24 protein-coding genes are annotated in these 26,221 nt (G+C 75.5%); 14 read left to right on the top strand and 10 right to left on the bottom strand.

Annotation, left to right across the window (positions count from 1 at the left end; genetic code table 11):
* Positions 1 to 57: 57 nt before the first annotated feature.
* The 5 genes from BLS21_RS09260 to BLS21_RS09240 all read left to right on the top strand — a co-directional run bounded on the left by BLS21_RS09260 (position 58) and on the right by BLS21_RS09240 (position 4,807).
* Positions 58 to 1,059 carry a HAMP domain-containing sensor histidine kinase gene (locus BLS21_RS09260; RefSeq protein ID WP_217636063.1) on the top strand — a complete coding sequence of 334 codons (1,002 nt, stop codon included), beginning with the start codon at positions 58 to 60 and terminating at the stop codon, positions 1,057 to 1,059.
* Positions 1,056 to 1,715 carry a response regulator gene (locus BLS21_RS09255; protein WP_091216839.1) on the top strand — a complete coding sequence of 220 codons (660 nt, stop codon included), beginning with the start codon at positions 1,056 to 1,058 and terminating at the stop codon, positions 1,713 to 1,715. The genes BLS21_RS09260 and BLS21_RS09255 overlap by 4 nt, the downstream gene beginning before the upstream one ends.
* 211 nt (positions 1,716 to 1,926) lie before the next feature.
* Positions 1,927 to 3,372 (top strand): hemolysin family protein, encoded by a 1,446-nt coding sequence (locus BLS21_RS09250; RefSeq protein ID WP_091216836.1) that lies wholly within the window; start codon positions 1,927 to 1,929, stop codon positions 3,370 to 3,372.
* Entirely contained in the window at positions 3,369 to 4,388 is a 1,020-nt protein-coding gene (locus BLS21_RS09245) for a hemolysin family protein (protein ID WP_091216834.1), read from the top strand. The genes BLS21_RS09250 and BLS21_RS09245 overlap by 4 nt, the downstream gene beginning before the upstream one ends.
* A 248-nt stretch (positions 4,389 to 4,636) precedes the next feature.
* The gene (locus tag BLS21_RS09240) at positions 4,637 to 4,807 is read left to right on the top strand and encodes a CsbD family protein (RefSeq protein WP_091216831.1); all 171 of its coding nucleotides are present in this window, start codon (positions 4,637 to 4,639) and stop codon (positions 4,805 to 4,807) included.
* Between the two features lie 147 nt (positions 4,808 to 4,954).
* On the opposite strand, the gene ngg is transcribed toward BLS21_RS09240, so the two are convergent.
* The gene (ngg, locus tag BLS21_RS09235; RefSeq protein ID WP_245700223.1) at positions 4,955 to 6,706 is read right to left on the bottom strand and encodes an N-acetylglutaminylglutamine synthetase; all 1,752 of its coding nucleotides are present in this window, start codon (positions 6,704 to 6,706) and stop codon (positions 4,955 to 4,957) included.
* A gap of 342 nt (positions 6,707 to 7,048) precedes the next feature.
* Here ngg and dtd point away from each other — a divergent pair, with 342 nt between their 5' ends.
* Together dtd and sigB are read left to right on the top strand one after the other, a co-directional pair.
* On the top strand, positions 7,049 to 7,480 hold the full coding sequence (gene dtd, locus BLS21_RS09230) for a D-aminoacyl-tRNA deacylase (RefSeq protein ID WP_091216825.1): 432 nt from the start codon (positions 7,049 to 7,051) through the stop codon (positions 7,478 to 7,480).
* Between the two features lie 252 nt (positions 7,481 to 7,732).
* Entirely contained in the window at positions 7,733 to 8,716 is a 984-nt protein-coding gene (gene sigB, locus BLS21_RS09225; RefSeq protein ID WP_091216823.1) for an RNA polymerase sigma factor SigB, read from the top strand.
* A 186-nt stretch (positions 8,717 to 8,902) separates the two neighbouring features.
* On the opposite strand, the gene BLS21_RS09220 is transcribed toward sigB, so the two are convergent.
* Together BLS21_RS09220 and BLS21_RS09215 are read right to left on the bottom strand one after the other, a co-directional pair.
* A complete protein-coding gene (locus BLS21_RS09220; protein ID WP_245700222.1) occupies positions 8,903 to 11,521 on the bottom strand; it encodes a bifunctional acetate--CoA ligase family protein/GNAT family N-acetyltransferase in 2,619 nt (872 codons plus the stop codon).
* 133 nt (positions 11,522 to 11,654) lie between these two features.
* Positions 11,655 to 12,836 (bottom strand): acetoin utilization protein AcuC, encoded by a 1,182-nt coding sequence (locus BLS21_RS09215; protein ID WP_091216817.1) that lies wholly within the window; start codon positions 12,834 to 12,836, stop codon positions 11,655 to 11,657.
* A gap of 141 nt (positions 12,837 to 12,977) precedes the next feature.
* On the opposite strand from BLS21_RS09215, the gene BLS21_RS09210 reads away from it, so the two are divergent.
* Both BLS21_RS09210 and BLS21_RS09205 read left to right on the top strand, forming a co-directional pair.
* Complete coding sequence (locus tag BLS21_RS09210; RefSeq protein WP_091216814.1) at positions 12,978 to 13,685, top strand: iron-dependent transcriptional repressor DtxR; 708 nt, start codon at positions 12,978 to 12,980, stop codon at positions 13,683 to 13,685.
* 88 nt (positions 13,686 to 13,773) lie between these two features.
* Positions 13,774 to 15,858: a S9 family peptidase gene (locus tag BLS21_RS09205; RefSeq protein ID WP_245700220.1), complete on the top strand. Its 2,085-nt coding sequence runs from the start codon at positions 13,774 to 13,776 to the stop codon at positions 15,856 to 15,858.
* A 97-nt stretch (positions 15,859 to 15,955) separates the two neighbouring features.
* Here the strand turns inward: BLS21_RS09205 and BLS21_RS09200 are convergent, their stop codons facing one another.
* The 3 genes from BLS21_RS09200 to BLS21_RS09190 all read right to left on the bottom strand — a co-directional run bounded on the left by BLS21_RS09200 (position 15,956) and on the right by BLS21_RS09190 (position 18,373).
* Positions 15,956 to 17,029: a DUF4192 domain-containing protein gene (locus tag BLS21_RS09200; protein ID WP_091216808.1), complete on the bottom strand. Its 1,074-nt coding sequence runs from the start codon at positions 17,027 to 17,029 to the stop codon at positions 15,956 to 15,958.
* A 94-nt stretch (positions 17,030 to 17,123) separates the two neighbouring features.
* A complete protein-coding gene (locus BLS21_RS09195; protein WP_091216805.1) occupies positions 17,124 to 17,972 on the bottom strand; it encodes a hypothetical protein in 849 nt (282 codons plus the stop codon).
* Between the two features lie 107 nt (positions 17,973 to 18,079).
* Positions 18,080 to 18,373 (bottom strand): Dabb family protein, encoded by a 294-nt coding sequence (locus BLS21_RS09190; protein WP_091216803.1) that lies wholly within the window; start codon positions 18,371 to 18,373, stop codon positions 18,080 to 18,082.
* A gap of 88 nt (positions 18,374 to 18,461) precedes the next feature.
* Here BLS21_RS09190 and BLS21_RS09185 point away from each other — a divergent pair, with 88 nt between their 5' ends.
* The 5 genes from BLS21_RS09185 to BLS21_RS09165 all read left to right on the top strand — a co-directional run bounded on the left by BLS21_RS09185 (position 18,462) and on the right by BLS21_RS09165 (position 23,397).
* A complete protein-coding gene (locus BLS21_RS09185; protein WP_091216800.1) occupies positions 18,462 to 19,715 on the top strand; it encodes a glycosyltransferase family 4 protein in 1,254 nt (417 codons plus the stop codon).
* Positions 19,716 to 19,717: 2 nt separating this feature from the next.
* Positions 19,718 to 20,464, top strand: coding sequence for a class I SAM-dependent methyltransferase (locus BLS21_RS09180; RefSeq protein WP_245700275.1), 747 nt, complete (start codon positions 19,718 to 19,720; stop codon positions 20,462 to 20,464).
* A 40-nt stretch (positions 20,465 to 20,504) separates the two neighbouring features.
* Positions 20,505 to 21,551 carry a prenyltransferase/squalene oxidase repeat-containing protein gene (locus BLS21_RS09175; RefSeq protein WP_245700219.1) on the top strand — a complete coding sequence of 349 codons (1,047 nt, stop codon included), beginning with the start codon at positions 20,505 to 20,507 and terminating at the stop codon, positions 21,549 to 21,551.
* On the top strand, positions 21,548 to 22,429 hold the full coding sequence (locus BLS21_RS09170) for a glycosyltransferase family 2 protein (RefSeq protein ID WP_091217582.1): 882 nt from the start codon (positions 21,548 to 21,550) through the stop codon (positions 22,427 to 22,429). Before BLS21_RS09175 ends, BLS21_RS09170 begins: the two co-directional genes overlap by 4 nt.
* Before the next feature lie 86 nt (positions 22,430 to 22,515).
* Entirely contained in the window at positions 22,516 to 23,397 is an 882-nt protein-coding gene (locus BLS21_RS09165) for a glycosyltransferase family 2 protein (protein WP_245700217.1), read from the top strand.
* A 49-nt stretch (positions 23,398 to 23,446) separates the two neighbouring features.
* Here the strand turns inward: BLS21_RS09165 and BLS21_RS09160 are convergent, their stop codons facing one another.
* Genes BLS21_RS09160 through BLS21_RS09145 form a run of 4 tightly spaced genes read right to left on the bottom strand, consistent with a single transcriptional unit; the run spans position 23,447 to position 26,181 of the window.
* Positions 23,447 to 23,776, bottom strand: a complete 330-nt coding sequence (locus BLS21_RS09160) for a TraR/DksA family transcriptional regulator (RefSeq protein WP_091216792.1) — start codon at positions 23,774 to 23,776, stop codon at positions 23,447 to 23,449.
* Positions 23,766 to 24,425 (bottom strand): class I SAM-dependent methyltransferase, encoded by a 660-nt coding sequence (locus BLS21_RS09155; RefSeq protein WP_175479519.1) that lies wholly within the window; start codon positions 24,423 to 24,425, stop codon positions 23,766 to 23,768. The genes BLS21_RS09160 and BLS21_RS09155 overlap by 11 nt, the downstream gene beginning before the upstream one ends.
* Positions 24,422 to 25,708: a YibE/F family protein gene (locus BLS21_RS09150; protein WP_091216786.1), complete on the bottom strand. Its 1,287-nt coding sequence runs from the start codon at positions 25,706 to 25,708 to the stop codon at positions 24,422 to 24,424. The genes BLS21_RS09155 and BLS21_RS09150 overlap by 4 nt, the downstream gene beginning before the upstream one ends.
* Positions 25,709 to 25,758: 50 nt before the next feature.
* Positions 25,759 to 26,181, bottom strand: coding sequence for an STAS domain-containing protein (locus BLS21_RS09145; protein ID WP_091216783.1), 423 nt, complete (start codon positions 26,179 to 26,181; stop codon positions 25,759 to 25,761).
* Positions 26,182 to 26,221: the final 40 nt, after the last annotated feature.

Raw genomic sequence — 26,221 nt, 5'->3', positions numbered from 1 at the left:
TCCCGTGCCCGAGGCTCGACAGCGTCGATCACGTGCAACGGCGGGTGGGGGCAGCGCATGGCGCAGGAGGCAGGGCTGAGGACAGGGCGCGGGCTGCCGCTGTTCTGGCGTGTCTGCCTGGTCAACGGCGCCGTCTTCGCCGTGGGCACCGCAGTGCTGGCGGCGTCCCCGGCGACCGTCTCGACGCCGGTGCTGGCCCGTGAGGCGGTGGTGCTCGCCGTCGGCCTGACCGTGATGCTGGCGGCCAACGGGTTGTTGCTCCGCGCGATGCTGGGGCCACTGGACCGGCTGCGGCACCTGATGGAGGACGTCGACCTGCTCCGCCCCGGCCAGCGCCTCCGGGAGCAGGGCAGCGGACCGGCCGCCGACCTCGTCGGCAGCTTCAACGCCATGCTGGAACGGCTCGAGGCCGAGCGAGCCGCCTCCAGCGGACAGGCGTTGGCCGCTCAGGAAGCCGAGCGCCGGCGGGTCGCCCAGGAGCTGCACGACGAGGTCGGGCAGAGCCTGACAGCGGTCCTGCTCGGCCTGCGCCGGGTGGCCGACCGGGCGCCGGCGGAGCTGCAGCAGGACGTGCTGCTCGTGCAGGAGTCCGCGCGGGCGAGCCTCGACGAGGTCCGGCAGGTGGCCCGCCGGCTGCGGCCCGGGGTGCTCGACGACCTGGGCCTGGTCAGCGCCCTGACGTCGCTGGTGACCGAGCACGCCCAGCTCACCGGCGCGGAGGTCTGCCGACGGCTCTCCCCCGACCTCCCGTCGCTCGGCCCCGACGCCGAGCTGGTCGTCTACCGGGTCGCGCAGGAGGCGCTGACCAACGTCGCCCGGCACGCCGACGCCGGGCGGGTGTGCGTCGACCTCGGACCGACCTTCGCCGGCGATGCGGTGCAGCTGCGGGTCGTCGACGACGGCCGTGGCCTCGGCGACAGCCGTGAGGGGGCGGGGATCCGCGGCATGCGGGAGCGGGCCATGCTCATCGCCGCCACGCTCACCGTCGGGCCCCACCCCGACGGCGGCACCGAGCTGCAGCTGCTGGTCCCGACGCCCCGCCCGGGGGACGGCCGGTGACCGCCTCGGCGCCCACCCGGATCCTGCTCGCCGACGACCACGCCCTCGTCCGCCGCGGCGTCCGGCTGATCCTGGACAGCGAGCCGGACCTGACCGTCGTCGCGGAGGCCGGCGACGGCGCGGAGGCGCTGGCGCTGGCCCGCGTGCACGCCATCGACCTCGCCGTCCTCGACGTCGCCATGCCCCGGCTCACCGGCCTGCAGGCCGCCCGGGAGCTGTCCCGGCGATCTCCGGCCACGCGCATCCTGCTGCTGTCGATGTACGACAACGACCAGTACTTCTTCGAGGCCCTCCGCGCCGGCGCCTCCGGGTACGTGCTCAAGTCGGTCGCCGACCGGGACCTCGTCGAGGCCTGCCGTGCGGTCGTGCGCGAAGAACCGTTCATCTACCCCGATGCGCTGACCGCCCTCATGCGCGAGTACCTCCAGCGCGCCGCTCGCGGTGAACGCCTGCCCGGCAGCGTCCTGTCGGCCCGCGAGGCGGAGGTGGTCAAGCTGATCGCCGAGGGCCGCTCCTCGCAGGAGATCGCGGACCTGCTGGTGATCAGCGTCAAGACCGTCGAGCGGCACCGGGCCAACGTCCTCGCCAAGCTGGAGATGCGGGACCGCACCCAGCTGACCCGGTACGCGATCCGCGCGGGCCTGATCGAGCCCTGACCGCGGCTCGACGGGCCGTGTCGCGGATCCACCTGTCACCTCATGGGTCCGCGCCGTGACCCGCGTCGCCGGCCGGAACGGCGACCGTCCCTGCCGCGTTGAGCCGAGGAGCCTCCCGGCCCGCCACGACACCTCCACCGAAGAGAGCCATGAGCCCGTATCACAGTCCCCAGGCCGCGTACCCCCAGCTCCGCGAGGGGGTGCGTGGCCGGTGACCGAAGTGCTCTCCCTCCTGCTGGGTGTGGCGGTGGTCGGCGGGATCACCGTGCTCACCGGGTACTTCGTGGCCCAGGAGTTCGCCTACATGGCGGCCGACCGCTCCACGCTGGGTGCCCGCGCCGAGGCCGGGGACGCCGCCGCCGGGCGCGCCCTGGCCGTCACCCGCCGCACCTCGTTCATGCTGTCGGGCGCGCAGCTGGGCATCACCGTCACCGGGCTGCTGGTCGGGTACGTCGCCGAACCCCTGATCGGGGAGTCCCTCGGCGCGCTGCTCGGCGGCGTCGGCATCCCGACCGCGGTCGGCGTCGGCATCGGTGCGGTGCTGGCGCTGCTGTTCTCCACGGTCGTGCAGATGCTGTTCGGGGAACTGTTCCCGAAGAACCTCGCCATCGCCCGCCCCGAGCCGGTCGCCCGCTGGCTGAGCGCCTCCACCACCGCGTACCTCAAGGTGTTCGGCTGGCTGATCTGGGTGTTCGACCAGGCGTCGAACCTGCTGCTGCGCGCCCTGAAGATCGAGCCCGTGCACGACGTCGAGCACGCGGCCACCGCCCGCGACCTGGAGCACATCGTGGAGGAGTCGCGGGAGAGCGGCGACCTGCCCGCGGAGCTGTCGATGCTGGTCGACCGCATCCTCGACTTCCCCGACCGCGACGTCGAGCACGCGATGATCCCCCGGCCCCGGGTGGACACCGTCGCCGGCACCGACACGCTCGGCCACCTGCGCGAGCTGATGGCCTCCGGGCACTCCCGCTATCCGGTGCGGGACGTCGGGGCCGGCGACGTGGTCGGCGTGGTGCACCTGGCCGACCTGTTGACCACCACCGAGCCCGACTCCGCACCGGTGATCGCCATCGCTCGGGAGTGCCTGGTCGTGTCCACGTTCACCTCGCTGCCCGACGCGCTGCGCCAGCTCGCCGAGACGAGGAACCAGATGGGCTGCGTCATCGACGAGTACGGCGGATTCGCCGGCGTCATCACCCTCGAGGACCTCGCCGAGGAGCTGGTCGGGGAGATCACCGACGAGCACGACGCCGACGTCGACCCCGAGTACGTGCCGGTCGAGGGCGACGGCGTGTGGGAGATGGCCGGCGACGTGCACGTCGACGAGGTCGAGCGTGCCCTGGGTGTCGACCTGCCACGTGGGCACTACGAGACGATCGCCGGCCTGGTCATGGCCGCCGCCGGCACTCTGCCCGAGCCCGGCGCCACGCTCACCGTCGAGCTGCCGCCCGACCCCGGTGACCTGGTCCACGACGACGCCCCCGCTGTCCGGCACCTGGCCGTCGCAGTCCTCGCCGTGGAACGGCACGTCCCCTCCCGGGTCCGCCTGGAGCTGCCCGACCGCACCGCCCCGGTCGCCGACCCGGACAGTGGCACCGGTACCGCCACCGACCCCACCGGCCGCACGGCCGCGACCGCCGAGGAGCACACCCGATGAGCGACAACCCCGTGGTGGTGCTCGCCGCGACGGTCGTCATCGTCGCGCTGTCCGCGTTCTTCGTGGCGGTGGAGTTCGCCGCGCTGGCCGCCAAGCGGCACCGGCTGGAGGAAGCCGCACCGACCAGCCGCTCGGCGCGGGCGGCGCTGCGGAACTCCTCGGAGCTGACGCTGCTGCTGGCCGGCTCGCAGCTGGGCATCACGGCGGCGACCCTGGCGCTCGGTGCGATCAGCAAGCCGGCGGTGCACCACTGGCTCACCCCGCTGTTCGAGGCCTGGGGGCTGCCGCTGGTCGCCGCCGACGTCGCCGGCTTCGTCCTCGCGCTGCTGATCGTGACCTTCATCCACCTGGTGGTCGGCGAGATGGCCCCGAAGTCGTGGGCCATCGCGCACCCGGAGCGCTCGGCGACCCTGCTCGCCGGGCCGATGCGGGCGTTCATGGCGGTGTTCCGTCCGGTGCTGCGGCTGCTGAACACCGCGGCCAACCGGCTGGTCCGCCGCGTGGGAGTGGAGCCGGCCGACGAGGTCGCCGTCGGGCACAGCCCGGACGCGCTGCGCCACCTGGTGGAGCACTCGGCCAACGTCGGCGCGCTCGACGCGCGGTTCTCCGCGCAGATCTCCGGCGCTCTGGAGCTGGAGCGGCTGACCGTCCGCGAGCTGGTCACGCCGGACGCGCCGCTGGTCGCCGTAGCCGTCGACGCCGGCGTCGGCGCGGTGCGCGAGGCCACCCGGCGCACCGGGCACCTGCGCATCCTGCTCGGCGACCGGGCGCGGCTGACCGGCGTGGTGCACGTCCGCGACACCCTCACCGCCCCGGACGACGCGTCCGCGGCCGGGTTCGCCCGGCCGGTGTTCACCCTGGACGTCGACACCACCGTGCACGCCGCGCTCAAGGCGATGCGGGAGACCCGCAACCACCTGGCAGTCGTCACCGACAGCGGTGCGGTCCTGGGCGTCATCACGCTGTCGGACGTGCTGCGCCGGCTGTTCCCGCAGCCGACCACGGCCGCCACCTGACGACCGACCCCACCAGCGCGTGCGGCCGGGCCCGGCAGCAGGGTCGCGGGGATGCGGAGGCCCTGCTCGCCGGGGCTCGAGCGGGCGGGCGAGCGCACCGACGAGATCGACCGTGCCGGCACCCGCCCACCGGCCACGCCGGGTGGCCCGGCGCACGTCCGTGACGCTGCGGGCCCGGACCGACGTGCCACGCCACCGGTGCGGTGGCCCGCAGCATGCTGCCCGTCCCAGTGGGTAGCAGGGCCGGCATGAGCAGCGAGGACAAGATCAGCAACAAGATCGACGAGCTGGCCGGCAAGGGCAAGGAGGCCGTCGGCCGCGCCACCGACGACCCGGACCTGGTGGCCGAGGGCAAGGCCGACCAGGCCAGGAGCAACCTCAAGCAGGCCGGCGAGAAGATCAAGGACGCCTTCAAGTAGTCCACCGACCCCGGCAGCCCCGGGCGCCACCGCACGTCCGAGCCGGCTCCTCATCAGGCGGCCTGCGACTGCCGGGACGTCGCGCAGGCCGGGTACCAGGACCTCACCGCGACGCCGGGGAGCTGACCCGCGAGCCGGGCGGGTGCGTCAGCGGCGGCGGCTCTCCGGGAACAGCAGGTCGACGAAGCGCTCGGCGGTCGGCTGGGGCTCGTGGTTGGCCAGCCCCGGCCGCTCGTTGGCCTCCACGAAGACGTGCTCGGGCCCGTCGAGGTCGGGCACGAGGAAGTCCAGGCCGGTCACCGGGATGCCGATGGCCCGGCTGGCCCGGACGGCGGCCGCCGCGATCTCGGGGTGCAGCCGAGCGGTGACGTCCTCGATGGTGCCGCCGGTGTGCAGGTTCGCCGTCCGCCGGACGCGGATCCGCGCACCGGCCGGCGGGACGTCGTCCATCGCCCAGCCCGCCTCGGCGACGACGGCGGCCGTCGTGTCGTCCAGCGGGATCCGCGACTCCCCTCCGGTGGCCCGCTCCCGGCGCCGGCTGGTCCGGCGGATCAGGGTCGTGACGTCGGAGGCGCCGTCGCCGACCACGGTGGCCGGCCGGCGCACCGCGGCGGCGACCACCTCGGAGTCGATGACGACCACCCGCAGGTCCTCGCCCGCCACCAGCTCCTCGACCAGCACGTCCGGGCAGTGCTGCCGCGCCAGCGCGACGGCCGACCGCAGGCCCGCCTCGTCCCGCACCCCGACGGTGATGCCCTTGCCCTGCTCCCCGCGGGCCGGCTTCACCACCACCTCGCCGAACCGCTCGAGCAGGGCCAGAGCCGGTCCGAGGTCGTCGCCGGCCACCTCGGCGCCGACGGGGACGCGGACGCCGGCGCCCGCCATGATCCGGCGGGTGACCCGCTTGTCGTCGCAGCGGCTCATGGCCACCGCCGTGGTCAGCTCCGACAGGGACTCGCGGGTCAGCACGCTGCGCGCGCCGAGGGTGAACCGCATCTCCCCGTGGGCGGCGTCGGTCACCTCGACCCGGATGCCCCGGCGCAGCGCCTCGTCGGCGAGGATCCGGGCGTAGACGTTGAGCCGGTCGAGCCCGGCCGGGCCGGGCACGAACAGCGGCGCGTTCACCGCGTTGCGGCGCTTGACCACCAGCGCGGGCACCTGGCGGAAGCCGAGCTTGCGGTAGAGCGCGATCGCGGGGGCGTTCTCGTGCAGCACCGAGAGGTCGAGGTAGTTGCGCCCCCGGGCGAGGTAGCGCTCGGCGAGCACGCGCACCAGCGCCTCCCCCGTCCCCGGCGGGGCCTCGCCCGGGTCCACGGCCAGGCACCACAGGCTGCTGCCGCCCTCGGGGTCGCCGAACGCGCGGACGTGGTCGACGCCCGTGACCGTGCCGACGACCCGTCCGGTGCGCCGGTCCTCCGCCACGAGGTACCGGACCGTGCGGGTGGAGTGGTTGTGCCACACGGTGTCCGGGTCCCCGGGGACCATGCCGGTGCGCGTGACGATGCGCTCCATCGCGGCGACGTCGTCCGGACAGGTCACCGTGCGCACGAAGACGTTCTCGACCAGCTCTCGTCGCGGCCGGTACCGGTGCAGGTCCAGCCGGAAGGTGAGCGAGGGGTCCAGGAACAGCTCGGTGGGCGCCAGGCCCAGGAGCACCTGGGGGTCGCGCGGGTAGATGCAGATGTCGCGGCGGCCCTCGGCCTCCCCGCGCAGCGCCTCCACCAGCCGCTGCGGGTCGGCGAACGTCTGGCCGAACACGAGGCGACCCCAGCCGAGGTCCAGGGCGGCCTCGGTGTCCATGCCGCGCAGCTGGTGCTCCGACGGCGGGTGCCAGGGGGTGCCGGTGATCGTCGGGACGGCGCTCAGCGGCCGCCGCCGGACGTCAGGCCGCGCGACCACGGGACACCTCCCCGCCGTGCTGTGCCCCTCGTGGGCAGGAGGTCGGACGAGGCGTACTGGTCCACACGATGTGCTGCCACCCGGAGTCGCGCCCGGCCCGTGGGCGGGGTGTTCCACCCCGGCCGAGCCGGGAGACCATGCCCGCCCTGACGCGGACGAAACGCACCCGTAACAATCGGGCGTCGAGGGTCGGCGCCCCGACGGCCGCCGAGGGGTGCACCACATCCGACCCCGTCCCTCTGTCCGACCGCGCCGCCAGCGACCGCTGAGCGGACCCGCAGCCCGTCCGCTGCGGGACCGGGGTCCGGCACTCCGCCGATCCGCCCGACGGAGGATGACCGGGTGCGCGCGGTGGTGAGCAGGGTCGGGACGGCGGCGGTGACGGTGGACGGCGCGGTCGTCGGGGAGATCGGCCGGGGACTGCTGGTCCTGGTCGGTGTGAGCCGCGAGGACGACGCGGAGCGGGCCCGGGCGCTGGCGCGCAAGGTGCACGAGCTGCGGGTCTTCCCCACCGAGGACGGCGCCCGATCGGTGGGCGACCTCGGCCTCCCGGTGCTGATCGTGAGCCAATTCACACTGTATGCCGACACCCGGAAGGGCCGCCGTCCCTCCTGGTCCGACGCCGCCCCCGGTGAGGTGGCCGAGCCGCTGGTCGAGGAGGTGGTCGCCGAGCTGCGCCGTCGCGGCAGCGAGGTGGCGACCGGGGTGTTCGGGGCACGCATGCTCGTGTCGTCGGTCAACGAGGGGCCGATGCCCTTGCTGCTGGAGGTCTGATCCGGTCCCGGACGGGGTACCCCGACGTGACGCGACACACGCCCTGTGCGTTTGCTGGGAAACGGGCATCCGTGGAACACCCGACCCCGTCGGTGCCGTTGGACAGGGCGTACCACACGGACACACAGAGCAGGGGCTCACCGGTTCACCAGAGCCGGCCGAGGAGCCCCACCCCCGACGCCCGGGGTGCACCGTCGCCCATCGACGACCGACGGTGCGCATCCGATCCGAAGGCAAGGACGAAGACAGATCGTGACGCTGCTGCAGTCTTCCACCACCGACACCCTCGAGGTCCGCTCGCCGCGGCGCGAGCCGGACACCAGCGGGCTGGTCTCGACCGACCTCGTCCGGGTGTACCTCAACACCATCGGCAAGACCGCGCTGCTGACCGCCGAGCAGGAGGTCGAGCTCTCCAAGCGGATCGAGGCCGGTCTCTACGCCGAGCGCCTGCTCGCCGAGCGGCAGCTGACCCCCGCCCTGCAGCGGGACTACAAGGCGCTGGCCGCCGACGGCAAGGCCGCCAAGCGGCACCTGCTCGAGGCCAACCTGCGCCTGGTCGTCTCGGTGGCCAAGCGCTACACCGGCCACGGCATGACGTTCCTGGACCTCATCCAGGAGGGCAACGTCGGCCTCATCCGGGCGGTCGAGAAGTTCGACTACACCAAGGGCTTCAAGTTCTCGACGTACGCGACGTGGTGGATCCGCCAGGCCATCACCCGCGCGATGGCCGACTCCGGCCGCACCATCCGGCTGCCCGTGCACCTCGCCGAGCAGGTCAACAAGGTGGTGCGCACCCGGCGCCGGATCCACCAGGAGCTCGAGCGGGAGCCCACCGCCGAGGAGCTGGGCCTCGAGCTCGACATGACCCCCGAGCGGATCACCGAGCTGCTGGAGTACTCCCGCGACCTGGTGTCCCTGGACCAGACGGTCGGTGCCGACGAGGAGTCCCGGCTCGGTGACTTCATCGAGGACGCCGACGCCGCGGTCGCCGAGGACGCCGTGGCCTTCCAGATGATGAAGGGGGACGTGCGCAACGTGCTCGCCACGCTGGAGGAGCGGGAGCGCGACGTGGTCGTGCTGCGCTTCGGCCTCGACGGCGGTCAGCCCCGGACGCTGGAGCAGATCGGCAAGCAGTTCGGTCTGTCCCGCGAGCGGGTCCGCCAGATCGAGCGCGAGACGATGGCCAAGCTGCGCGACCCGCAGCGCGCCGACGCCCTGCGCGACTACCTCGCCTGACGGAGGACCCCGTCCTCACGACGGGGCTCGCACGGAGGGCCGGTCACCGCCAGGTGACCGGCCCTCCGTCGTGTCCGCGACCGCCCGCGGTGATCAGCTGAGCTGGTCGTCCCCGGCTCCTGGCTCACCACCGGTCGTGAGCCAGGAGCCGGGAGGCTGAGCTCAGCTGATCGTCGCGACGTGCGCTCAGACCCCCGGCGCGCGCATGCGGCGCGGACCGGGCTCGACCCGCGCGGTGGGAGGGCCGATCCGGGCGGTGGCCCCGGCCACCACCAGCGACCGGCCGCCGTGCCAGGGGTTGGGCGGGCCGACGATGACCGGCTCCAGCGCCAGCTGCAGCACCTCGGGCAGGTCGTCGGCGAGCCGGGCGACCCGCAGCAGCAGCTCCTCCAGCGCCGCGACGTCGGCCGGCTCGGAGCCGCGGTAGCCGTTGAGCAGCGGCCACGCCCGGGGTGCGCGCACCAGCTCGGCGGCGTCCAGGTCGGTCAGCGGCAGGGTCCGGTAGGCGCGGTCGCCGAGCAGGTCGGTGGCCACGCCGCCGAGGCCGAAGCTGACCAGCGCACCGAAGGACGGGTCGTCGACGATCCCCACGACCGTGGCCACCCCCGGTGCGGCCATCTCCTGCACGATCACCGGGTCGCCCGACGGGATCGCGGCGAACGCCGAGCGCACCGCGTCGGCGTCGCCCAGGTCCAGCCGGACCCCGCCGAGGTCGGAGCGGTGCCGCAGCCACGGGGCGGTCGACTTGAGCACCACCGGGTAGCCGATCTCCTCGGCCGCCGCCACCGCGGCCTCCGCGTCGGTGACCGTGCGGGTGCCCAGCAGCGGGATGCCGTAGGCGGCCAGCAGCGCGATGAGCTCCTCGTCGGTCAGCGCCCGGCCGTCCGGCGCCGAGGCCAGCGCCGACAGGACGACGTCCCGCGCGGCCTGCTCGTCGATCCCCTCGAGCTCGGGGACCTCACCGACCGGGCGGCGCTGCCAGGCCGCGTACTGCGCCGCCTTGGCCAGGGCGATGACCGCCCGCTCGGGGGTGGAGAACGACGGCACCGAGCCGCGGGCCGGCGTCCCGTCCTCCCCGGGCACGGCGAGCTCCGGCGGGATGCCCTCGGTGGAGAGGAAGCTGGCCACGACCGGCTTGTCCGCCGTCTGCGCGACCTCCAGCAGCGCCCGTCCGTACTCCGCGGACCCGGAGCGGCGGGTCACCGGGGGCAGGAACACCGCGACGACGGCGTCCACGCCCTCGTCGTCGACCGCCCCCTGCAGCGCGACGCGGAACGCCTCGGCGGAGCCGTCGGCGCCGATGTCGGTGGGCGCCTCGTGCGCCAGCTGCAGGCCCTGCTCGAGGACGGCGTCGGAGACCAGCCAGCCCATGGCGGTGGAGTTGCCGACCACGGCGACCCGGTCGCCGGCCGGCAGCGGCTGGTGCGCCACCAGCGTGCCGACGTCGAACAGCTGGGCCAGGGTCTCGACCCGGATCACCCCGGCCGAGGCGAACAGCGCCGCGACCGACTCCTCGGGCACCGCCACCGAGGTCCCGGCCAGGCCCTCGGTCATCCGCACGTGCCGGCCGCCCTTCACCGCCACCACCGGCTTCATGCGCGCCAACCGGCGGGCCAGGCGGGCGAACTTGCGGGGGTTGCCGAAGCTCTCCAGGTACAGCAGCACCACCTCGGTGCCGGCGTCGGTGGTCCAGTACTGGAGCAGGTCGTTGCCGCTGACGTCGGCCCGGTTGCCGGCGGAGACGAAGCTGGACAGGCCGATGTTGCGGCTGCGCGCCCGCTCCAGCAGCGCCGAGCCCAGCGCGCCGGACTGCGCGAAGAAGCCCACCCGCCCGTGGCCGGGGATCCGGGGCGCCAGGCTGGCGTTCAGCCGCACCCCCGGGTCGGTGTTGACGATGCCCAGGCAGTTGGGGCCGACCACCCGCATGCCCGAGGCGCGGGCCGCGGCGACCAGCTGCCGCTCGCGCACCCGTCCCTCCGGGCCGGACTCGCCGAAGCCGCCGGAGATCACGACCAGCCCGTGGACGCGCTTGCGACGGCACGCCTCGACCACGTCGGCGACCTCGTCGGCGGGCACCGCGAGGACGGCGAGGTCGACGTCGTCGGGGATGTCCTCGATGCCGGCGTAGGCCGGCACGCCACGCACGTGCCGGGTGCCCGGGTTGACCGGGTAGATCGGGCCGCGGAAGCCGTAGTCGAGCAGGTGCCGCAGGACGGCGTGGCCGATCTTGTCCTCGTCGTTGCTCGCGCCCACCACCGCGACCGACGACGGCGTGAGCAGCCGCGCGATCGACCGCGACTCGCTGCGCTGCTCCCGCTCGTAGGCCACCTGCAGCGCGGTCTCGGTCGGCGCGATCGGGAAGGTGAGGTGGACGACGCCCTCCTCGTAGGACCGGGTCGGGGTGTACCCGGCGTCGAGGAAGACCCGCACCATCCGGTTGTTCTGCGCGAGCACCTCCGCGACGAAGTTCTCGATGCCCCGCTCCCGCGCGGCGGCGGCCAGGTGCTCGAGCAGCACCGAGCCCAGCCCGCGTCCCTGGTGCGCGTCCTCGATGAGGAAGGCGACCTCGGCGTCGTCCGTGCCCGGGTAGCGGTCGTAGCGGCCGACACCGATCACCTGGTCGCCCAGCACCAGCACGAAGGCGACCCGGGTGTCGTGGTCGACGTGGGTGAAGCGGTGCAGGTCCTTGTCCGACAGCCGCTTCATCGGACCGAAGAAGCGGTAGTAGCGGGTCTGGTCGGAGCTGCGGTCCATCAGCCCGACCAGGCCCTCGGTGTCCTCGGGACAGATCGGGCGCAGGTGCACCGTGCCGCCGTCCGCGGCGATGATGTCGGCCTCCCAGTGGGCCGGCGGCTGCGGCGGCTCCGGCTCGGCGGGCGGCCCCGCTGCAGGGTCCCGCCGCGAGCTCGCGAGTGCTGGGGGGCAGGGGGGTCCTTGATCAGTCACGGGGGTCGTCCGGGTCCAGGCCGAAGTAGGGGAACGAGGCGGTCCGGGTGCGGGCGATGGCCCGGTCGACGCGGGACTCGGTGAACGGGTCCCAGTGCGCGAAGCCGGTGTAGCCGCCCTCCGTCATGTGCGTCGGCGGACGGGCGCGCAGCCCGCGCCGGACGACGTCCTCCCGCCACGACTCGGGGATCTCGGTGGCCGGGTCGAGCCGGGCTCCGGCGGCCTCGGCGATGAGGTGCGTCCAGGCGCGCGGCACGCACCGGACCAGCCCGTAGCCGCCGCCGCCGAGGGCGATCCAGCGGCCGTCGCAGATCTCGTGGGCCAGGTCGTGCACGGCCCGGTAGCTGGCCCGCTGCCCGTCGACGGTCAGCGCGAGGTCGGCGAGCGGGTCCTCGTGGTGGGCGTCGCAGCCGCACTGGGTCACCAGGATCTCCGGCCGGAACGCCTTGAGCACGCTGGGCACGACGGCGTGGAAGGCCCGCAGCCAGCCCGGGTCGTCGGTGCCGTTGGGCAGCGCCAGGTTGACCGCGCTGCCCAGCGCCGTGTCCGGGTCGCCGGTCTCCTCGGGGAACCCGGTGCCGGGGAACAGGGTGAGCGGCGTCTGGTGGATGCTCACCGTCAGCACCCGCGGGTCGTCGTAGAAGGCGGCCTGCACGCCGTCGCCGTGGTGGACGTCGAGGTCGAGGTAGGCGATGCGCTGGTGCCCCTGGTCGAGCAGCCACGAGATGGCCACGGCGGCGTCGTTGAAGACGCAGAAGCCCGATGCGCGGTCGCGCATCGCGTGGTGCAGGCCACCGGCGATGTTGACCGCGTGCTGCGCCCGGCCGCTGTGCACCTGCTCGGCGGCGAGCACGCTGCCGCCAGTGATCAGCGCCGCGGCGTCGTACATCCCGTCGAAGATCGGGTTGTCCGGCGTCCCGAGGCCGTGCCCCACCCCCGGGTCGGCCGGGGCGCGCTTGACCGCGTCCAGGTAGGCCGGGTCGTGCACGCGGGTGAGCAGGTCGACGTCGGCCGGCGTGGGCCGCAGCACCTGCAGCCGGTCGGTGGCCAGGACGCCGAGGCCGTCGGCCAGCCGCATCGTGAGGTCCAGCCGGACCGGGTGCAGCGGGTGGTCCCCGCCCATCGTGTAGCCGAGCAGCGCGTCGTCCCAGACGACCGCGACCGAGTCACTCACGGGACACTCCTCGACGGCGACGGCGATGTCCCCGGCGACGCTACCGTCGGCACCGCGGCGCCGTCCCGGTGACGGTGCCGCCGCGTGAGCGGGTGCACGGGCTCTCCCCCCGTACCATCAGGGACGACACGGAGGAGACCAGTGAACGACCTCATCGACACCACGGAGATGTACCTCCGGACGATCTTCGAGCTGGAGGAGGAGGGGATCGTCCCCCTCCGCGCCCGCATCGCCGAGCGGCTGCACCAGAGCGGCCCGACGGTGAGCCAGACGGTCGCCCGGATGGAGCGCGACGGCCTGCTGACCGTCGAGGGCGACCGGCACCTGCAGCTGTCCGAGTCCGGGCGCCAGCTGGCCACCGCGGTCATGCGCAAGCACCGGCTCGCGGAGTGCCTGCTCGTCGACGTCATCGGGCTGGACTACGCCGACGTGCACGAGGAGGCGTGCCGCTGGGAGCACGTCATGAGCGAGGCCGTCGAGCGCAAGCTGCTCACCCTGCTCGGCAACCCGACGGTGTCGCCGTTCGGCAACCCCATCCCCGGTCTCGACGCCCTCGGCGGCGCGACCTCCGCGGTGCTCGACTCCCTGACGTTGCTGTCCACCACGGCCACCCCCGAGGGGCGCCGCGTGGAGATCAAGCGGATCAGCGAGCAGCTGCAGGAGGACAGCGAGCTGATGCGCCAGCTCGCCGCCCAGGGACTGCGGCCGGGCATGACCGCTGTCGCCCAGCTGACCGCCGGCTCGATCAGCCTCGACGGCAACGTGCTGCCCATGGGCGTGGCCCAGCACGTGTTCGTCAGCGCCCTCGACGAGGACCTCACCCCGGCCGAGGCGGCTCCCCGCCTCTGAAGGAGGGCCCCCTTGCCCCCCGCCACTCGCGAGCTCGCGGCGGGACCCTGCACGGGGGCCACCGCGCTCCCGGCCTACGGTGGGCCGGGTGAGCGAGCCCGCCGACGCCCCTGCCCCGCCCTCCTCCCCCTTCGCCGACCTCGCCGCCTTCGCCGCCCTGCCCCGGCTGGCCGGGCTGGCCCTCTCCGCCGACGGCCGCCGGCTCGCCGTGGCGGTGCAGACCCTGGACGCCGAGCGGAAGAAGTGGCAGTCGGCGCTGTGGGAGGTCGACCCGGGGGGACGGCGGCCGGCCCGCCGGCTCACCCGGAGCGCGCCCGGCGAGTCCACGCCGACGTGGGCGCCCGACGGCTCGCTGCTGTTCACCTCCGCCCGCCCCGACCCCGAGGCCGGGAGCGGGTCCGGGACCGGTGCCGGCGAGGACCCCGAGCGGGCGCTGTGGAGCCTGCCCGCCGAGGGCGGTGAGGCCCGGCTGGTGCTGACCCACCCGGGCGGGATCGGGGCCGTCGGCGTCGCCGCGGACACCGGCGAGGTCGTCGTCACCGCCTCGGCCATGCCCGGCGCGACCGACGCCGAGGCCGACGCCGAGCGCCGGGAGCGGCGCAAGCAGGCCGGGGTCACCGCGATCCTGCACGAGGCCTACCCGGTGCGTCACTGGGACGCCGACCTCGGCCCCGCCACCCCGCACGTGTTCTGGGCCGGCGCGCTGCCCGCCGACCCCGCCGCCGGCGTCGAGCGCCCCGCGGTCGAGCTGCGCGACCTGACCCCCGGCGCCGTCCCGCCCAGCGGCGCCGGCGACGACCTGCACCTCTCCCCCGACGGCCGGCTGCTGGTGCGCGTGGAGACGGTGCCCGACGGTCCCGCGGGCCGGCGCGACCGGCTGCTCCTCCTCGAGACCGCGACCGGCGTGAGCCGGGCCCTGGTGGACGACCCGCTCGCCGACCTCTCGGCGCCCCGCTTCTCCCCCGACGGCAGCGCCGTGGTCTGCGTGCGGGAGTCGATGTCCACCCATGACGACCCCCCGGACTACACGCTGCTGCACGTCGACGTGGCCACCGGCGCGGCGCGGGAGCTCACCCCCGGCTTCGACCGCTGGCCCTCCGCGCCGCAGTTCGCCGCCGACGGGACGACGGTGTACTTCCTGGCCGACGACGACGGCCGGCACGCGCTGTTCCGGGTGCCGGCCGAGGGCGGGGAGCCGGTGCGGATGACCACCGACGGCGCCTACAGCGACCTGCAGGTGGCCCGCGACGGCAGCGCCCTGTACGCGCTGCGCTCGGCGTACGACGAGCCGCCCGCGCCGGTGCGGCTGGACCCGCAGGCGACCGGCCAGCACCCGGAGCCGCTGCCCAACCCCGGCACGCTCGGCCGCCTGCCCGGCAGCCTCCACGAGGTCGAGGCCACCGCCGCCGACGGGACGCCGGTGCGCTCCTGGCTGGTGCTGCCCGAGGGCGCGTCGGCCGAGGACCCGGCGCCGCTGCTGCTGTGGATCCACGGCGGGCCGCTGATGAGCTGGAACTCGTGGTCCTGGCGCTGGTGCCCGTGGGTCATGGCCGCCCGCGGCTACGCGGTCCTGCTGCCCGACCCGGCGCTCTCGCAGGGCTACGGGCAGGACTTCGTCCGACGCGGCTGGGGAGCGTGGGGCGAGGCGCCCTACACCGACCTGATGGCGGCCGTCGACGCCGTCGAGCAGCGGCCCGACGTCGACGAGACGCGCACCGCGGCGATGGGCGGCTCCTTCGGTGGCTACATGGCCAACTGGGTGGCCACCCAGACCGACCGTTTCCGGGCGATCGTCACCCACGCCAGTCTCTGGGACGTGGACTCGTTCGTCGGCACCACCGACGCTGCCTACTACTGGGAGCGGGAGTGGGGCGACCCGCTGCGCGAGCCCAAGCGCTACGAGCGGAACTCGCCGCACCGCTACGCCGACGCCATCCGCACGCCGATGCTGGTCATCCACGGCGACCGCGACTACCGGGTGCCGATCGGCGAGGCGCTGCGGCTCTGGTACGACCTGCAGAAGCGCGGCGTACCGTCCCGCTTCCTCTACTTCCCCGACGAGAACCACTGGGTGCTCACCCCGGGCAACGCGCAGGTGTGGTACGAGACGGTGCTGAACTTCCTGTCCGAGCACGTGCACGGCCAGCAGTGGCAGCGCCCCGAGCTGCTCTGAAGAAGGACCCCGTCCTCCCCACCCCTCGCAGGCTCAGGGTGGGGCCCGGGACGGGGCCTGCGGCGCGCGACCTCGCGTGCAGGGACCGGACCGTCGATCACCCGGCGGCCCAGACCTCGTCGGGGTCGGCGGACACGTCGGCCAGCATCGCCCGCAGCTCGGCCGGCGGCAGGCAGGCGGCCAGCCCGTCGGCCAGCAGCCTCGCCAGCGTGTAGGTCGGGCGGCTGTCCAGCGCCCGCTCCAGGGCGACGTTGGCCATGGCGCCGTCCCCGCGCAGCCAGGCACTGACCGCCAGCAGCGTGGCCGGGGCAGCGTCCAGCGGGGCCGGGGCCCGGCGGGTGCACTCGGTCCACAGCAGCTCGGCCGCGGCGGCGTCGTCCCCCAGCGCGAGGGTGAGCGCCCGGTCGCGCACCCGGACGTCGGCCAGCGCCCACAGCACACCGGCCACCTCGCGGTCGGGCAGCCGGCCGGCCTCGGGCGGGCGGCAGCGCCGGACGGCCCGCAGCACGGCGTCCCAGGAGCGGCGGGCCTCGGCGTCCGGGTCGGTCCGCGCCGCGCGTGCCCGGCGGTCCACCGACCGCCAGGTGGCCGCCTCCATCGCGGCGCGGGCCGGGCCGTCGAGCGGTGCGATCCGCGCCTGGAGCGCCGCACGGTCCGGGGCGAGGACCTGGCCGGCGGCGGCCGAGGCCGCCGCGAGCGGGGTCACGCCGCGGGGCAGCGGCGCACCGGCCCCCGGGGCGCAGCAGGGCTCGGGGCAGTCGTAGGACCACCAGCGGCCGCCCCGTACCAGCAGGGCGTCACGCACCGGGACGTCCAGCCCCGCCAGGGCCACGACGGCGTCGTGCACGACGTCGCGGTGCGGCAGGCCGGCGAACGCGTCGCCGCCGGGCAGCGACTCGCGCTCGTCGGGCGACTCGGAGACGACCGCGACGACGACGCCGGCGGGGTCGTCGGTGGCGACGCTGCGGACCAGGGCGGTGACCATCGCGGCCGACGCCGACCGGGCCGGCAGGTCGGCGCGCACGGTGAGGCCCACCCGGTTGCCGGTGGGCCCGCCGAGCGCGACCAGCACGATCGACTCGTGCGGGTGGAACCCGACGAGGTAGGGCAGGGCGGCGGCGATGTCCGCGGAGTCGGAGAGGGACACCAGGGGGCGGATGGGGTCGTCCATGCGCCCGACCCTCGCCGCCGTCCCCGCCCGGAGCGTCGCCGCGGGGAGATCTGTGGACCGGCCGGACGGCTGTGGACGCCCGGCCCGCGAGCGCCTAGCCCAGGGCCTCGGCCTGCACGTCGGACGCCTGCTCGAGCAGCGCGGTGAACGCCGCACGGTCGGCCTCGGCGCCCACCCGGTCGCCGGTCGCCAGCGCGACCACCCGGTCCCCGTCCCGCACCAACCCGACCAGTCCGGAGGCCTCCCGCCGGGCGCCGCCGGGCTCCGTGGCCACCACGTCCACCGACACCCCCACCGCGACGTCGCCGAGGTCGGGCACGTCGAACGTCGCCAGATCGACCGTGGCGCTGCCGTGCTCGGGCGAGCTGACCGTCACCTGCGGGCACTGCTCGACCAGCTCGGGCACCCGGCCGACGAGCTCGGCCGCGGGGCCGGCCACGGCCAGCAGCTCGGCGGTGTACGTCGTCCCTCGGACCGCGACCTGCGCGGCGAGGTGCTCCACGGCGGGCGGCTGCTGCACCGACAGCGCCTGCAGGGCCGCCGTGCACGACTCGGGCGTGACCTCGACGTCGGCCGGCGAGGCCATCCCGGCGAGCGCGCCCCGGGACAGCTGCTCCCCGGACACCGGCACGACCCGGGCGTCGGGCCCGAACGCCTCGGCGGGCAGCAGGCCGGCGGACAGGTCGACGTCGGAGGGGGTGGCCTCGGCGGACGGCGACGGCGTCCCGGTGGCCGCCGCCTCCCGGACGTCGGCGCCGGAGGCGCAGCCGGTCAGGACCGCACCGGCGACCAGGCCCGAGGCGAGCAGGGCGGTGCGGCGGGCGCGCCGCCCCCCTGCAGGGTCCCGCCGCGAGCCGGCGACCGGCGGGTTGCAGGAGCCGGCCCCGTCCAGGGCACCGCCCCGAGCCTGCGGGGGGGTGGGGAGGACGGGGTCCTTTCTCATGCACCGACGGTAACCCCGTGCGGGGCTCGGTGAGGTGCTGGAACGGCCCTCCTGCAGGGACCCGCCGCGAGCTGGCGGGTGGCGGGGAGCAGGAGGGTCCTTCCTCCTCAGACCTCGTACTGCACGGCGCTGCGCGCGGCGAGGATCGGCTTCACGTGGTCGGCGATGATCTGCAGGTGCACCGGGTCGTCGGCGTAGCGCCGCCAGGCCTCGACGTCCGGGAAGTCGGCGACCAGGGCGGTGTGCGCGTTGCCCTCGCGCAGCCCGGCGTCCGGACCGACCGCGAAGGAGGTCATCCCGCCCACCTCCTCGGGCAGCCGGCGCAGGGCGGCCAGGGTCTGCTCCCGGCGCTCCTCGTCGGCGTCGTCGGACCAGGTGAAGAGGACGACGTGACGCAGCATGCGGCCACCCTGTCAGGCACCCGGGCGGCGCCGCAGCACGGGGCTCCCCGGAACGGCCGGGAACGGGGGCTGGTTAGAGTCGCCGACCATGGGACGGCCGCTGCGCATCGCACTGCTGTCCTACCGCAGCAAGCCGCACAGCGGCGGCCAGGGCGTCTACGTCCGGGCGCTCTCCCGCGAGCTCACCGCCCTCGGCCACGGGGTCACCGTGTTCAGCGGCCAGCCCTACCCCGAGCTGGACGACGGGGTGCCGCTCGTCCGCGTGCCGAGCCTGGACCTCTACCGGGAGCCCGACCCGTTCCGCACCCCGCGCCCGTCGGAGTTCCGCGACCGGATCGACCTGCTCGAGTACGCCACGATGTGCACGGCCGGCTTCCCCGAACCGCTCACCTTCAGCCTGCGCGCGGCCCGGCTGCTGCTCCCCGAGGCACCGCGGTACGACCTGGTGCACGACAACCAGTGCCTGGGCTCGGGCCTGCTGCGGCTCACCCGCGCCGGCGTGCCGACCGTGGCCACCGTGCACCACCCGGTGTCCATCGACCGCGACCTGGAGCTGGCCGCCGCCCCCTCGCTGCGCCGCCGGCTCACGCTGCGCCGCTGGTACGGCTTCACCCGCATGCAGGCCCGCGTCGCCCCGCAGCTGGACGGCGTCACCACCGTCTCGGAGAACTCCCGCCGCGACATCGAGACCCACCTCGGCGTCCCCGCGGACGCCATCCGGGTCGTCCCGGTGGGCATCGACCCCGACGTCTTCACCCCGCCGCCGGCCGGCCGGCCGCGCGACCCGTACTCGATCGTCGTCACCACCAGCGCCGACGTCCCGCTCAAGGGGCTGGTGCACCTGCTCGAGGCGGTCGCGAAGCTGCGCACCGAGCGGCCGGTGCGGCTGACCGTCGTCGGCAGCGCGCGGCCGGGTGGGCCGGCCGAGGCGGCCCTCGACCGGCTGGCGCTGCGCGACGCCGTCCGCTTCACCGGCCCGCTGCCCGAGGCGGACCTGGTCCGGCTGCTGCAGGGCGCCGCCGTCGTCGCCATCCCCTCGCTGTACGAGGGCTTCTCGCTGCCGGCGATCGAGGCGATGGCCTGCGGCACCGCGCTGGTCACCACCGACGCCGGGGCGCTGCCCGAGGTGGTGGGCAGCAAGGCCGGCCTGCGGGTGCGCGCGGGCGACGTCGGCGAGCTGACGGCGGCCCTGCAGCTGGTCCTCGACTCGCCGTCCCTGGCCGACCAGCTGGGCCGGGCCGGACGGCGCCGGGTGCTGGCCTCCTACACCTGGCGGTCCACCGCCGAACGGACGGCGGAGTGGTACCGCGAGGTGCTGGAACGGAAGGCGCGTCCTTGCTGACCGTGGACTACGACCGGCTGGACCTGCGGCCCGGGATGACGGTGCTGGACCTGGGCTGCGGCGAGGGCCGGCACGCGTTCGAGGCCTACCGGCGGGGCGCCCGGGTCGTCGCCGTCGACTGGGGCGTGTCCGAGGTCGAGACGACGAAGCGCTGGCTGGGCGCCATCGCCGAGGCCGGCGAGTCCCCGGCGGGGGCGCGCTACGGGGTGGTGCGCGCCGACCTGCTGGCGCTGCCCTTCCCCGACGGGAGCGTCGACCGGGTCATCGCGTCGGAGGTGCTCGAGCACATCCCCGACGACGCGACCGCGATGGCCGAGATCGCCCGCGTGCTCAAACCCGGCGGCACGGTCGCGGTGACGGTGCCGCGGTACGGGCCGGAGCGGGTCTGCTGGGCGCTGTCGGACGCCTACCACGCCAACGAGGGCGGCCACATCCGCATCTACCGCGGCGACGTGCTCCGCGCCCGGCTGTCGGCCGCCGGCCTGGTCCCCGGCGGCCAGCACCACGCGCACGCGCTGCACGCACCGTTCTGGTGGCTCAAGTGCGCCGTCGGCGTGGAGCGCGACAGCGCCGCCGTCCGCGCCTACCACCGGCTGCTGGTCTGGGACCTGACGCGGCGGCCCTGGCCGACCCGGTTCGCCGAGCGGCTGCTGGACCCGGTGATCGGCAAGAGCCTGGTCGTCTACGCGGAGAAGCCGGCGGCAGCTGCCTCGGCCGGCGCGACCGAGCTGGAGGCGACCGCTGTCTGAGCTGCTCCCCGAGCTGCCCGGTGTGCTGAGCGGGGAGCAGGTGCGCGCCACGGTGGCGGCGATCGCCGCCGAGCAGGCGGCCGACGGCGCGCTGCCCTGGTTCCGCGGCGGCCAGCTGGACCCGTGGGACACGGTCGAGGCCGCGATGGCGCTCGACCTCGGCGGCGAGCACGCGCGGGCGCGGGCGGCCTACCGCTGGCTGGCCCGCCGGCAGCGACCGGACGGCTCGTGGGCGTCGGAGTACCGGGACGGCGCCGAGACCTCCCCCGCCGCGGAGAGCAACCACGCCGGCTACCTCGCCGTCGGGGTCTGGCACAGCTGGCTGCTCACCCGCGACGAGTCGCTGGTCGCCACGCTGTGGCCGGCCGTGCGCCGCGGCCTGGACCTGGTCACCCGCATGCAGCTGCCCGGCGGCGCGGTCGGCTGGGCGCTGCGCCCGGACGGCACCGCCGACGACACCGCGCTGCTCACCGGCAACGCCAGCCTGTTCCAGGCGCTGCGCTGCGGGGTCGCGCTGGCCGGCCTGACGGGTGAGCCCCAGCCGGACTGGGAGCTCGCCGCCGCCGACCTGGGCGCCGCCCTGCGCACCCGGCCCGACGCGTTCGCCGACCGGTCGCGCTACTCGATGGACTGGTACTACCCGGTGCTCGGCGGCGCGGTCACCGGCGAGGAGGCCGACGCCCGGCTGGCGGCCGCCTGGGACCGCTTCGTCGTCCCCGGGCTGGGCGCGCGCTGCGTCGCCGACCGGCCGTGGGTCACCGGCGCGGAGACCTGCGAGCTGGCGCTCGCGCTGGCCGCCGCCGGACGGCCGGACGCCGCGCTGGAGCAGGTGGCCGCCATGCAGCACCTGCGGGCCGACGACGGCTCCTACTGGACCGGCTACGTCTACCCCGACGACGCCCGCTGGCCGGTCGAGCGGACGACGTGGACCGCGGCGGCCGTCGTCCTCGCCGCCGACGCCCTCTCCGGCGCGACCGCGGCGTCGGGCCTGTTCACCGACCCGGGCGCGCTGCCCGCGGCCGGGACGGCAGGGTCACAGGAGACCGCGGATTGGCTGCCCGGCGGCGCGGGCAGGGTGCTGCCGTGAGCAGCCCTCCCCGCCCCGGCCCCCCTCTCCCCGGCGACGTGGCCGTCGTCGTCATGAGCCAGAACCGCCGCGAGGACCTCCTGCGCACGCTGCCGCGCCACGAGGCGCCGGTGGTGCTGGTGGACAACGCCTCCACCGACGGCACCGCTGAGGCGGTGCGGGCGGCCCTGCCCGAGGTCACCGTCGTCCCGCTGGAGCGCAACGTCGGGTCCTACGCGCGCACCCTGGGCGTCGAGCGGGCCGGCACCGAGTTTGTGGCCTTCGCCGACGACGACTCGTGGTGGGCGCCGGGTGACCTGGCCCGCGCGGTGGAGGTCATGCGCGCGCACCCGCGGCTGGCGGTGCTCAACGCGCGGATCCTGGTCGGCCCCGAGGAGCGGCTGGACTCGTTCTGCACCGAGCTGGCGCGCAGCCCGCTGGGGACACCCGACGACCTGCCCGGCCCGGCGCTGCTCGGGTTCATCGCCTGCGGCGCCATGGTGCGCACCGCGGCGTTCCTCGCCGTCGGCGGCTTCGACCCCGTCGTCCGCTTCCCCGGCGAGGAGGAGCGGCTCTCGCTCGACCTGGCTGCCGCCGGCTGGGGCATCGCCTACGTCGACGGCGTCACCGTGCACCACCACCCGTCGCCGCGGCGGTCGGCACCGGAGGGCCGGCGGACGGCGATCTGGCGCAGCCGGCTGCTCACCGCGGTGATGCGCCGTCCGTGGGCACAGGTGGCCGGGCTCGTGCTGCGGGCGCTGCGCACCGGGGGGCCGGAGCGCCGCGGGCTGCTGCGCGCGCTGCCGGAGGTGCCGGCCGCGCTGCGCCGCCGCCGGGTGGTCCCGGAGCACGTCCGCGCCGACCTGCGCGTGCTGGCCGAGGCCGGGGCCGCCGCGTGACGGCGACGCAGAACGAGGGCCCTCCTGCCCCCCACCACTCGCAGGCTCGCGGCGGGACCCTGCAGGAGGGCCGACACGACCCGCGGGTGTCGGTCGTCGTCATCACCCACCAGCGCCGCGACGAGGTGCTGCTGGCCCTCTCCCGGCTGGTCGCGCTGCCCGAGCAGCCGCACGTCGTCGTCGTCGACAACGGCTCCACCGACGGGACGGCGGAGGCGATCACCGAGCGCTTCCCGCAGGTGGAGCTGGTCGCCAGCCCGGAGAACCTCGGCGCGATCGGCCGCAACGTCGGCGTGGCCCGGGTGGACACCCCCTACGTCGCCTTCTGCGACGACGACACCTGGTGGGACCCGGGGTCGCTGCGCACCGCGGCCGACGTCCTCGACGCGCACCCGCGCCTGGCGGTGGTGACCGCGCGGATCCTCGTCGAGCCCGGCGGGCGCGAGGACCCGATCGTGCCCGAGCTGCGCGACTCCCCCGTCCGCGGCGCCGCCTGGCTGCCCGGGCCGGCGCTGGGCTCCTTCCTCGCCGGCGCCTCCGTGCTGCGCCGGGAGGCGTTCACCGAGGTCGGCGGCTTCTGCGAGCGGCTGTGGCTGGGCGGCGAGGAGGAGCTGATGGCCGGCGACCTGGCTGCCGCCGGGTGGGAGCTGTGCTACCTGCCCGCGCTGACGGTCCACCACCAGGCGTCGAAGGCGCGGGACTCCCACCGCCGGCGCCGCGACGGCATCCGCAACACCCTCTGGACGACGTGGCTGCGCCGTCCCGTCCGCCCGGCCCTGCGCCGCACCGTGCACCTGCTGCGCACCCTGCCCCGCGACCGGGTGACGGCCCAGGGCCTGTGGGCGGCCGCTGGCGGGATCCCCTGGGTGCTGCGCGAGCGGCGGGTGCTGCCCCCGCACGCCGAGGCCCGCTTCGCCGCCCTGGAGCACGCCCAGCGGACCTCGACGGCCCGCCGCTACGTCTCCTGAAGGACCCCCTCGCCCCGGCTCGCGAGCTCGCGGCGGGGGCGAGGTGCCCTCAGGTCGCGCAGTCGATGCAGGTGCGCGCGGTGGGGCGGGCGGCCAGGCGCTCGGGGGCGATGGGGCGGCCGCAGGTCTCGCAGCGGCCGTAGGTGCCGGCCTCGACGGCGGTGACCGCGGCGTCGACGTCGGCCAGCCGGCGGCGCGCCTGCTCCAGCAGCGCCGCCACCTGCTGGCGCTCGAACGCGATCGTGGCGCCCTCCGGGTCGTGCTCGTCGTCGGCGTTCGACGCCCGCGACGCGGCGACGATGGCGTCGAACTCGCGGGTCAGGGCTTCGACCTGCGCCTGGGCGGCGGCCCGCTCCACCCCGAGCCGGTCAGCGCTCACGGCGCAGCAGCCGCAGGGAGCCGGTGCCGGGCAGCTCCGCGAAGTCGCCCGACGCGAGCACCCGTCGGTAGACGCCGTAGGGCGCCTGGCCGCCGTCGGCCGGGTCGGGGAAGACGTCGTGGATGGCCAGGGTGCCGCCGACGGCCAGCTTGGCCACCCACGCGTCCTGGTCGCGGCGGGCGGACTCCTCGGTGTGCGAGCCGTCGAGGAACAGCAGCGCGAGCGGGGTCGTCCACAGCGGCGCCAGCACCTCCGAGCGCGCCACCACCGCGATGACGACGTCCTCGGCGCCGGCGTCGGCGATCGTCCGGCGGAACCGCGGCAGCGTGTCGAGCAGCCCGACGGCCGGGTCGACCAGCGACGGGTCGTGGTACTCCCAGCCCGGCTGGTGCTCCTCCGAGCCGCGGTGGTGGTCGACGGTCACCACCTGCCGGCCGGTCTCCCGCGCCGCGGCGGCCAGGTAGAGCGCCGACCTCCCCATCCAGCTGCCGACCTCGAGCAGCGGCCCCGGGACGGCGACGGTGCGGGCCGCCTCGTACAGCGCCGTCCCCTCGTCGTCGGGCATGAAGCCGGGGGCGGCCCGGGCGGCGGTCAGGAGGTCCTCGGCGGGCGGCGCGAGCGGGCGGGACACCTGCTCAGCCTCGCTCACCGGGCGAAGCGGGCGCGCAGGGCGGTCAGCCGCTGGTCGGTCGCCGCGCCCGCCCGGCTGCCGGCGGCCTTGGCGAAGAAGGCGCCGGCCGCTGTCGTCACCGGGACGGCGAGGACGAGCGCGATCGAGCCGACCAGCGTGCGGATGACCTCCTCGGCCAGTGCGGCGCTGGTCAACGTCGTCCACCACGACCGACCGGACAGTTCGAAGAGCATGAGCAGCGGCAGCGAGGCGCCCGCGTAGGCGAAGACGATGGTGTAGACGGTCGAGGCGATGTGGTCGCGGCCGACCGCCATCCCGCGACGGTACAGCTCCCGCCACGTCATGCCCTGGTCGACCTCGTGCAGCTGCCAGATCGCCGACGCCTGCGTGATCGTCACGTCGTTGAGCACGCCGAGCCCGGCGACGGCGATGCCGGCGAGCACCAGACCGGAGAAGTCGAGGGTCGGGTCGAAGGTCTGCAGCTGCACGGTCTCCTCGCTGGTCAGCCCGGTCAACCGGGCTGCCGACACCGCCACCGCCCCGAGGACGGCCACCAGGGCCAGCCCGAAGAGGGTGCCGACCAGCGCCGTCGTCGTCCGCGCGGAGAAGCCGTGGGCGAGGTAGAGGACGACGAACATGATGGCCGCCGAGCCGACCAGGCTGACCAGCGTCGGCGAGGAGTCGCCGAGCAGGCCGGGCAGCAGGAACTGCAGCATGACGAAGAAGGCGAACGCCAGGCCGACGAGGGCGGCGAAGCCGCGCAGCCGGGCGACCGCCACGGTCACGACGGCGAAGGCCAGGGTCAGGACGACGACGGGGACGTCGCGGTCGTAGTCGTAGAACGCGTACCCGGTCCCGCCCTGGGCGGCCGGGTCCCGGGTGAGGACGAGGACGTCACCCACCTCGATCCCACCGGCGTAGACCTCCGGCGGGAGCTCCACCTGCTGGAACTCCCCCGCCCCGTCGCCCTCGAGCACCTCGACGACGACGTTCGCGCAGGTGAGCTGCTGCGCGACCTGCCCACCGCCGCCGGGGATGGAGCAGTCGAACGGCTCGACGGCGGAGACCCGGCCCTCGGGGTAGGTCGTCCCCGGCGGGGTGAACTGCACCGCCGCCTGTTCGGCGCGGGTCGGCTCGTCGCCGGGCCAGAGCACCACCAGCCCGACGACGGTCGCCAGACCGACCGGCACGAGCAGCAGGAGCATCAGCCAGACCGCGCGCCGTCTCCGGGTGAGCACCTCCGGGGTCGGCGGCGGCGCGTCCGGGTCGGGACCGTGGCTGTGGGGGTGGCTCGACGGCACCCGGTCAGGCTAGGAGCTGGACCGCGACGCGCCGTCCGCGACACCGGCACTCAGCCGGCGCCGCCCTCCCGGTCGACCCGGTCGTCCTCCACCGCCTGCTGCTCCTCGACGGGGAAGCGCAGCCACAGCCCGGACAGCTGCAGGGGCCGGGCGACCGCGGCGGGCGGGGCGACGAGCGCGACCTCCACGCCCCGCGGCTGGCCCAGCTTCTGCAGCTGCACCAGCACGGCCATCCCGGCGGAGTTGAGGTACGTGGCCGCGCGCAGGTCCAGCCGCACCCGCCGCAGGTCCGGCCGGCTGAGCATCAGGTCGGTCATCGTCCGCACCAGCGGACGGCGGGCCTCCTCGGTCAGTTCCCCACCGACGGTCAGCGTCGCGACGTCGCCGTCGAGGTCGGTGGTCACCGCGGGTTCCAGGTCGCCGCGCTGCTGCTCGGTCTCCCCCTGCGCTCGGGGGGCACTGGTGTCGTCCACGGGCGTCTCCTGCCCCGGGGGGACCCCGCTCACGCCTGGG

Origin of the sequence: Geodermatophilus siccatus, from assembly GCF_900103785.1 — a bacterium.
Lineage (GTDB): Bacteria > Actinomycetota > Actinomycetes > Mycobacteriales > Geodermatophilaceae > Geodermatophilus > Geodermatophilus siccatus.
Note: the sequence above shows the minus strand (reverse complement) of the source record. Positions and strands in the feature narration are given on the sequence as shown.

Bases quoted from the DNA above. Each gene is read 5' to 3' on its own strand.
- BLS21_RS09195 (WP_091216805.1), bottom strand. From the start codon at position 17,972: ATGAGAAAGGACCCCGTCCTCCCCACCCCCCCGCAGGCTCGGGGCGGT.
- BLS21_RS09185 (WP_091216800.1), top strand. From the start codon at position 18,462: ATGGGACGGCCGCTGCGCATCGCACTGCTGTCCTACCGCAGCAAGCCG.
- BLS21_RS09260 (WP_217636063.1), top strand. From the start codon at position 58: ATGGCGCAGGAGGCAGGGCTGAGGACAGGGCGCGGGCTGCCGCTGTTC.
- BLS21_RS09200 (WP_091216808.1), bottom strand. From the start codon at position 17,029: ATGGACGACCCCATCCGCCCCCTGGTGTCCCTCTCCGACTCCGCGGAC.
- BLS21_RS09245 (WP_091216834.1), top strand. From the start codon at position 3,369: ATGAGCGACAACCCCGTGGTGGTGCTCGCCGCGACGGTCGTCATCGTC.
- BLS21_RS09240 (WP_091216831.1), top strand. From the start codon at position 4,637: ATGAGCAGCGAGGACAAGATCAGCAACAAGATCGACGAGCTGGCCGGC.
- BLS21_RS09190 (WP_091216803.1), bottom strand. From the start codon at position 18,373: ATGCTGCGTCACGTCGTCCTCTTCACCTGGTCCGACGACGCCGACGAG.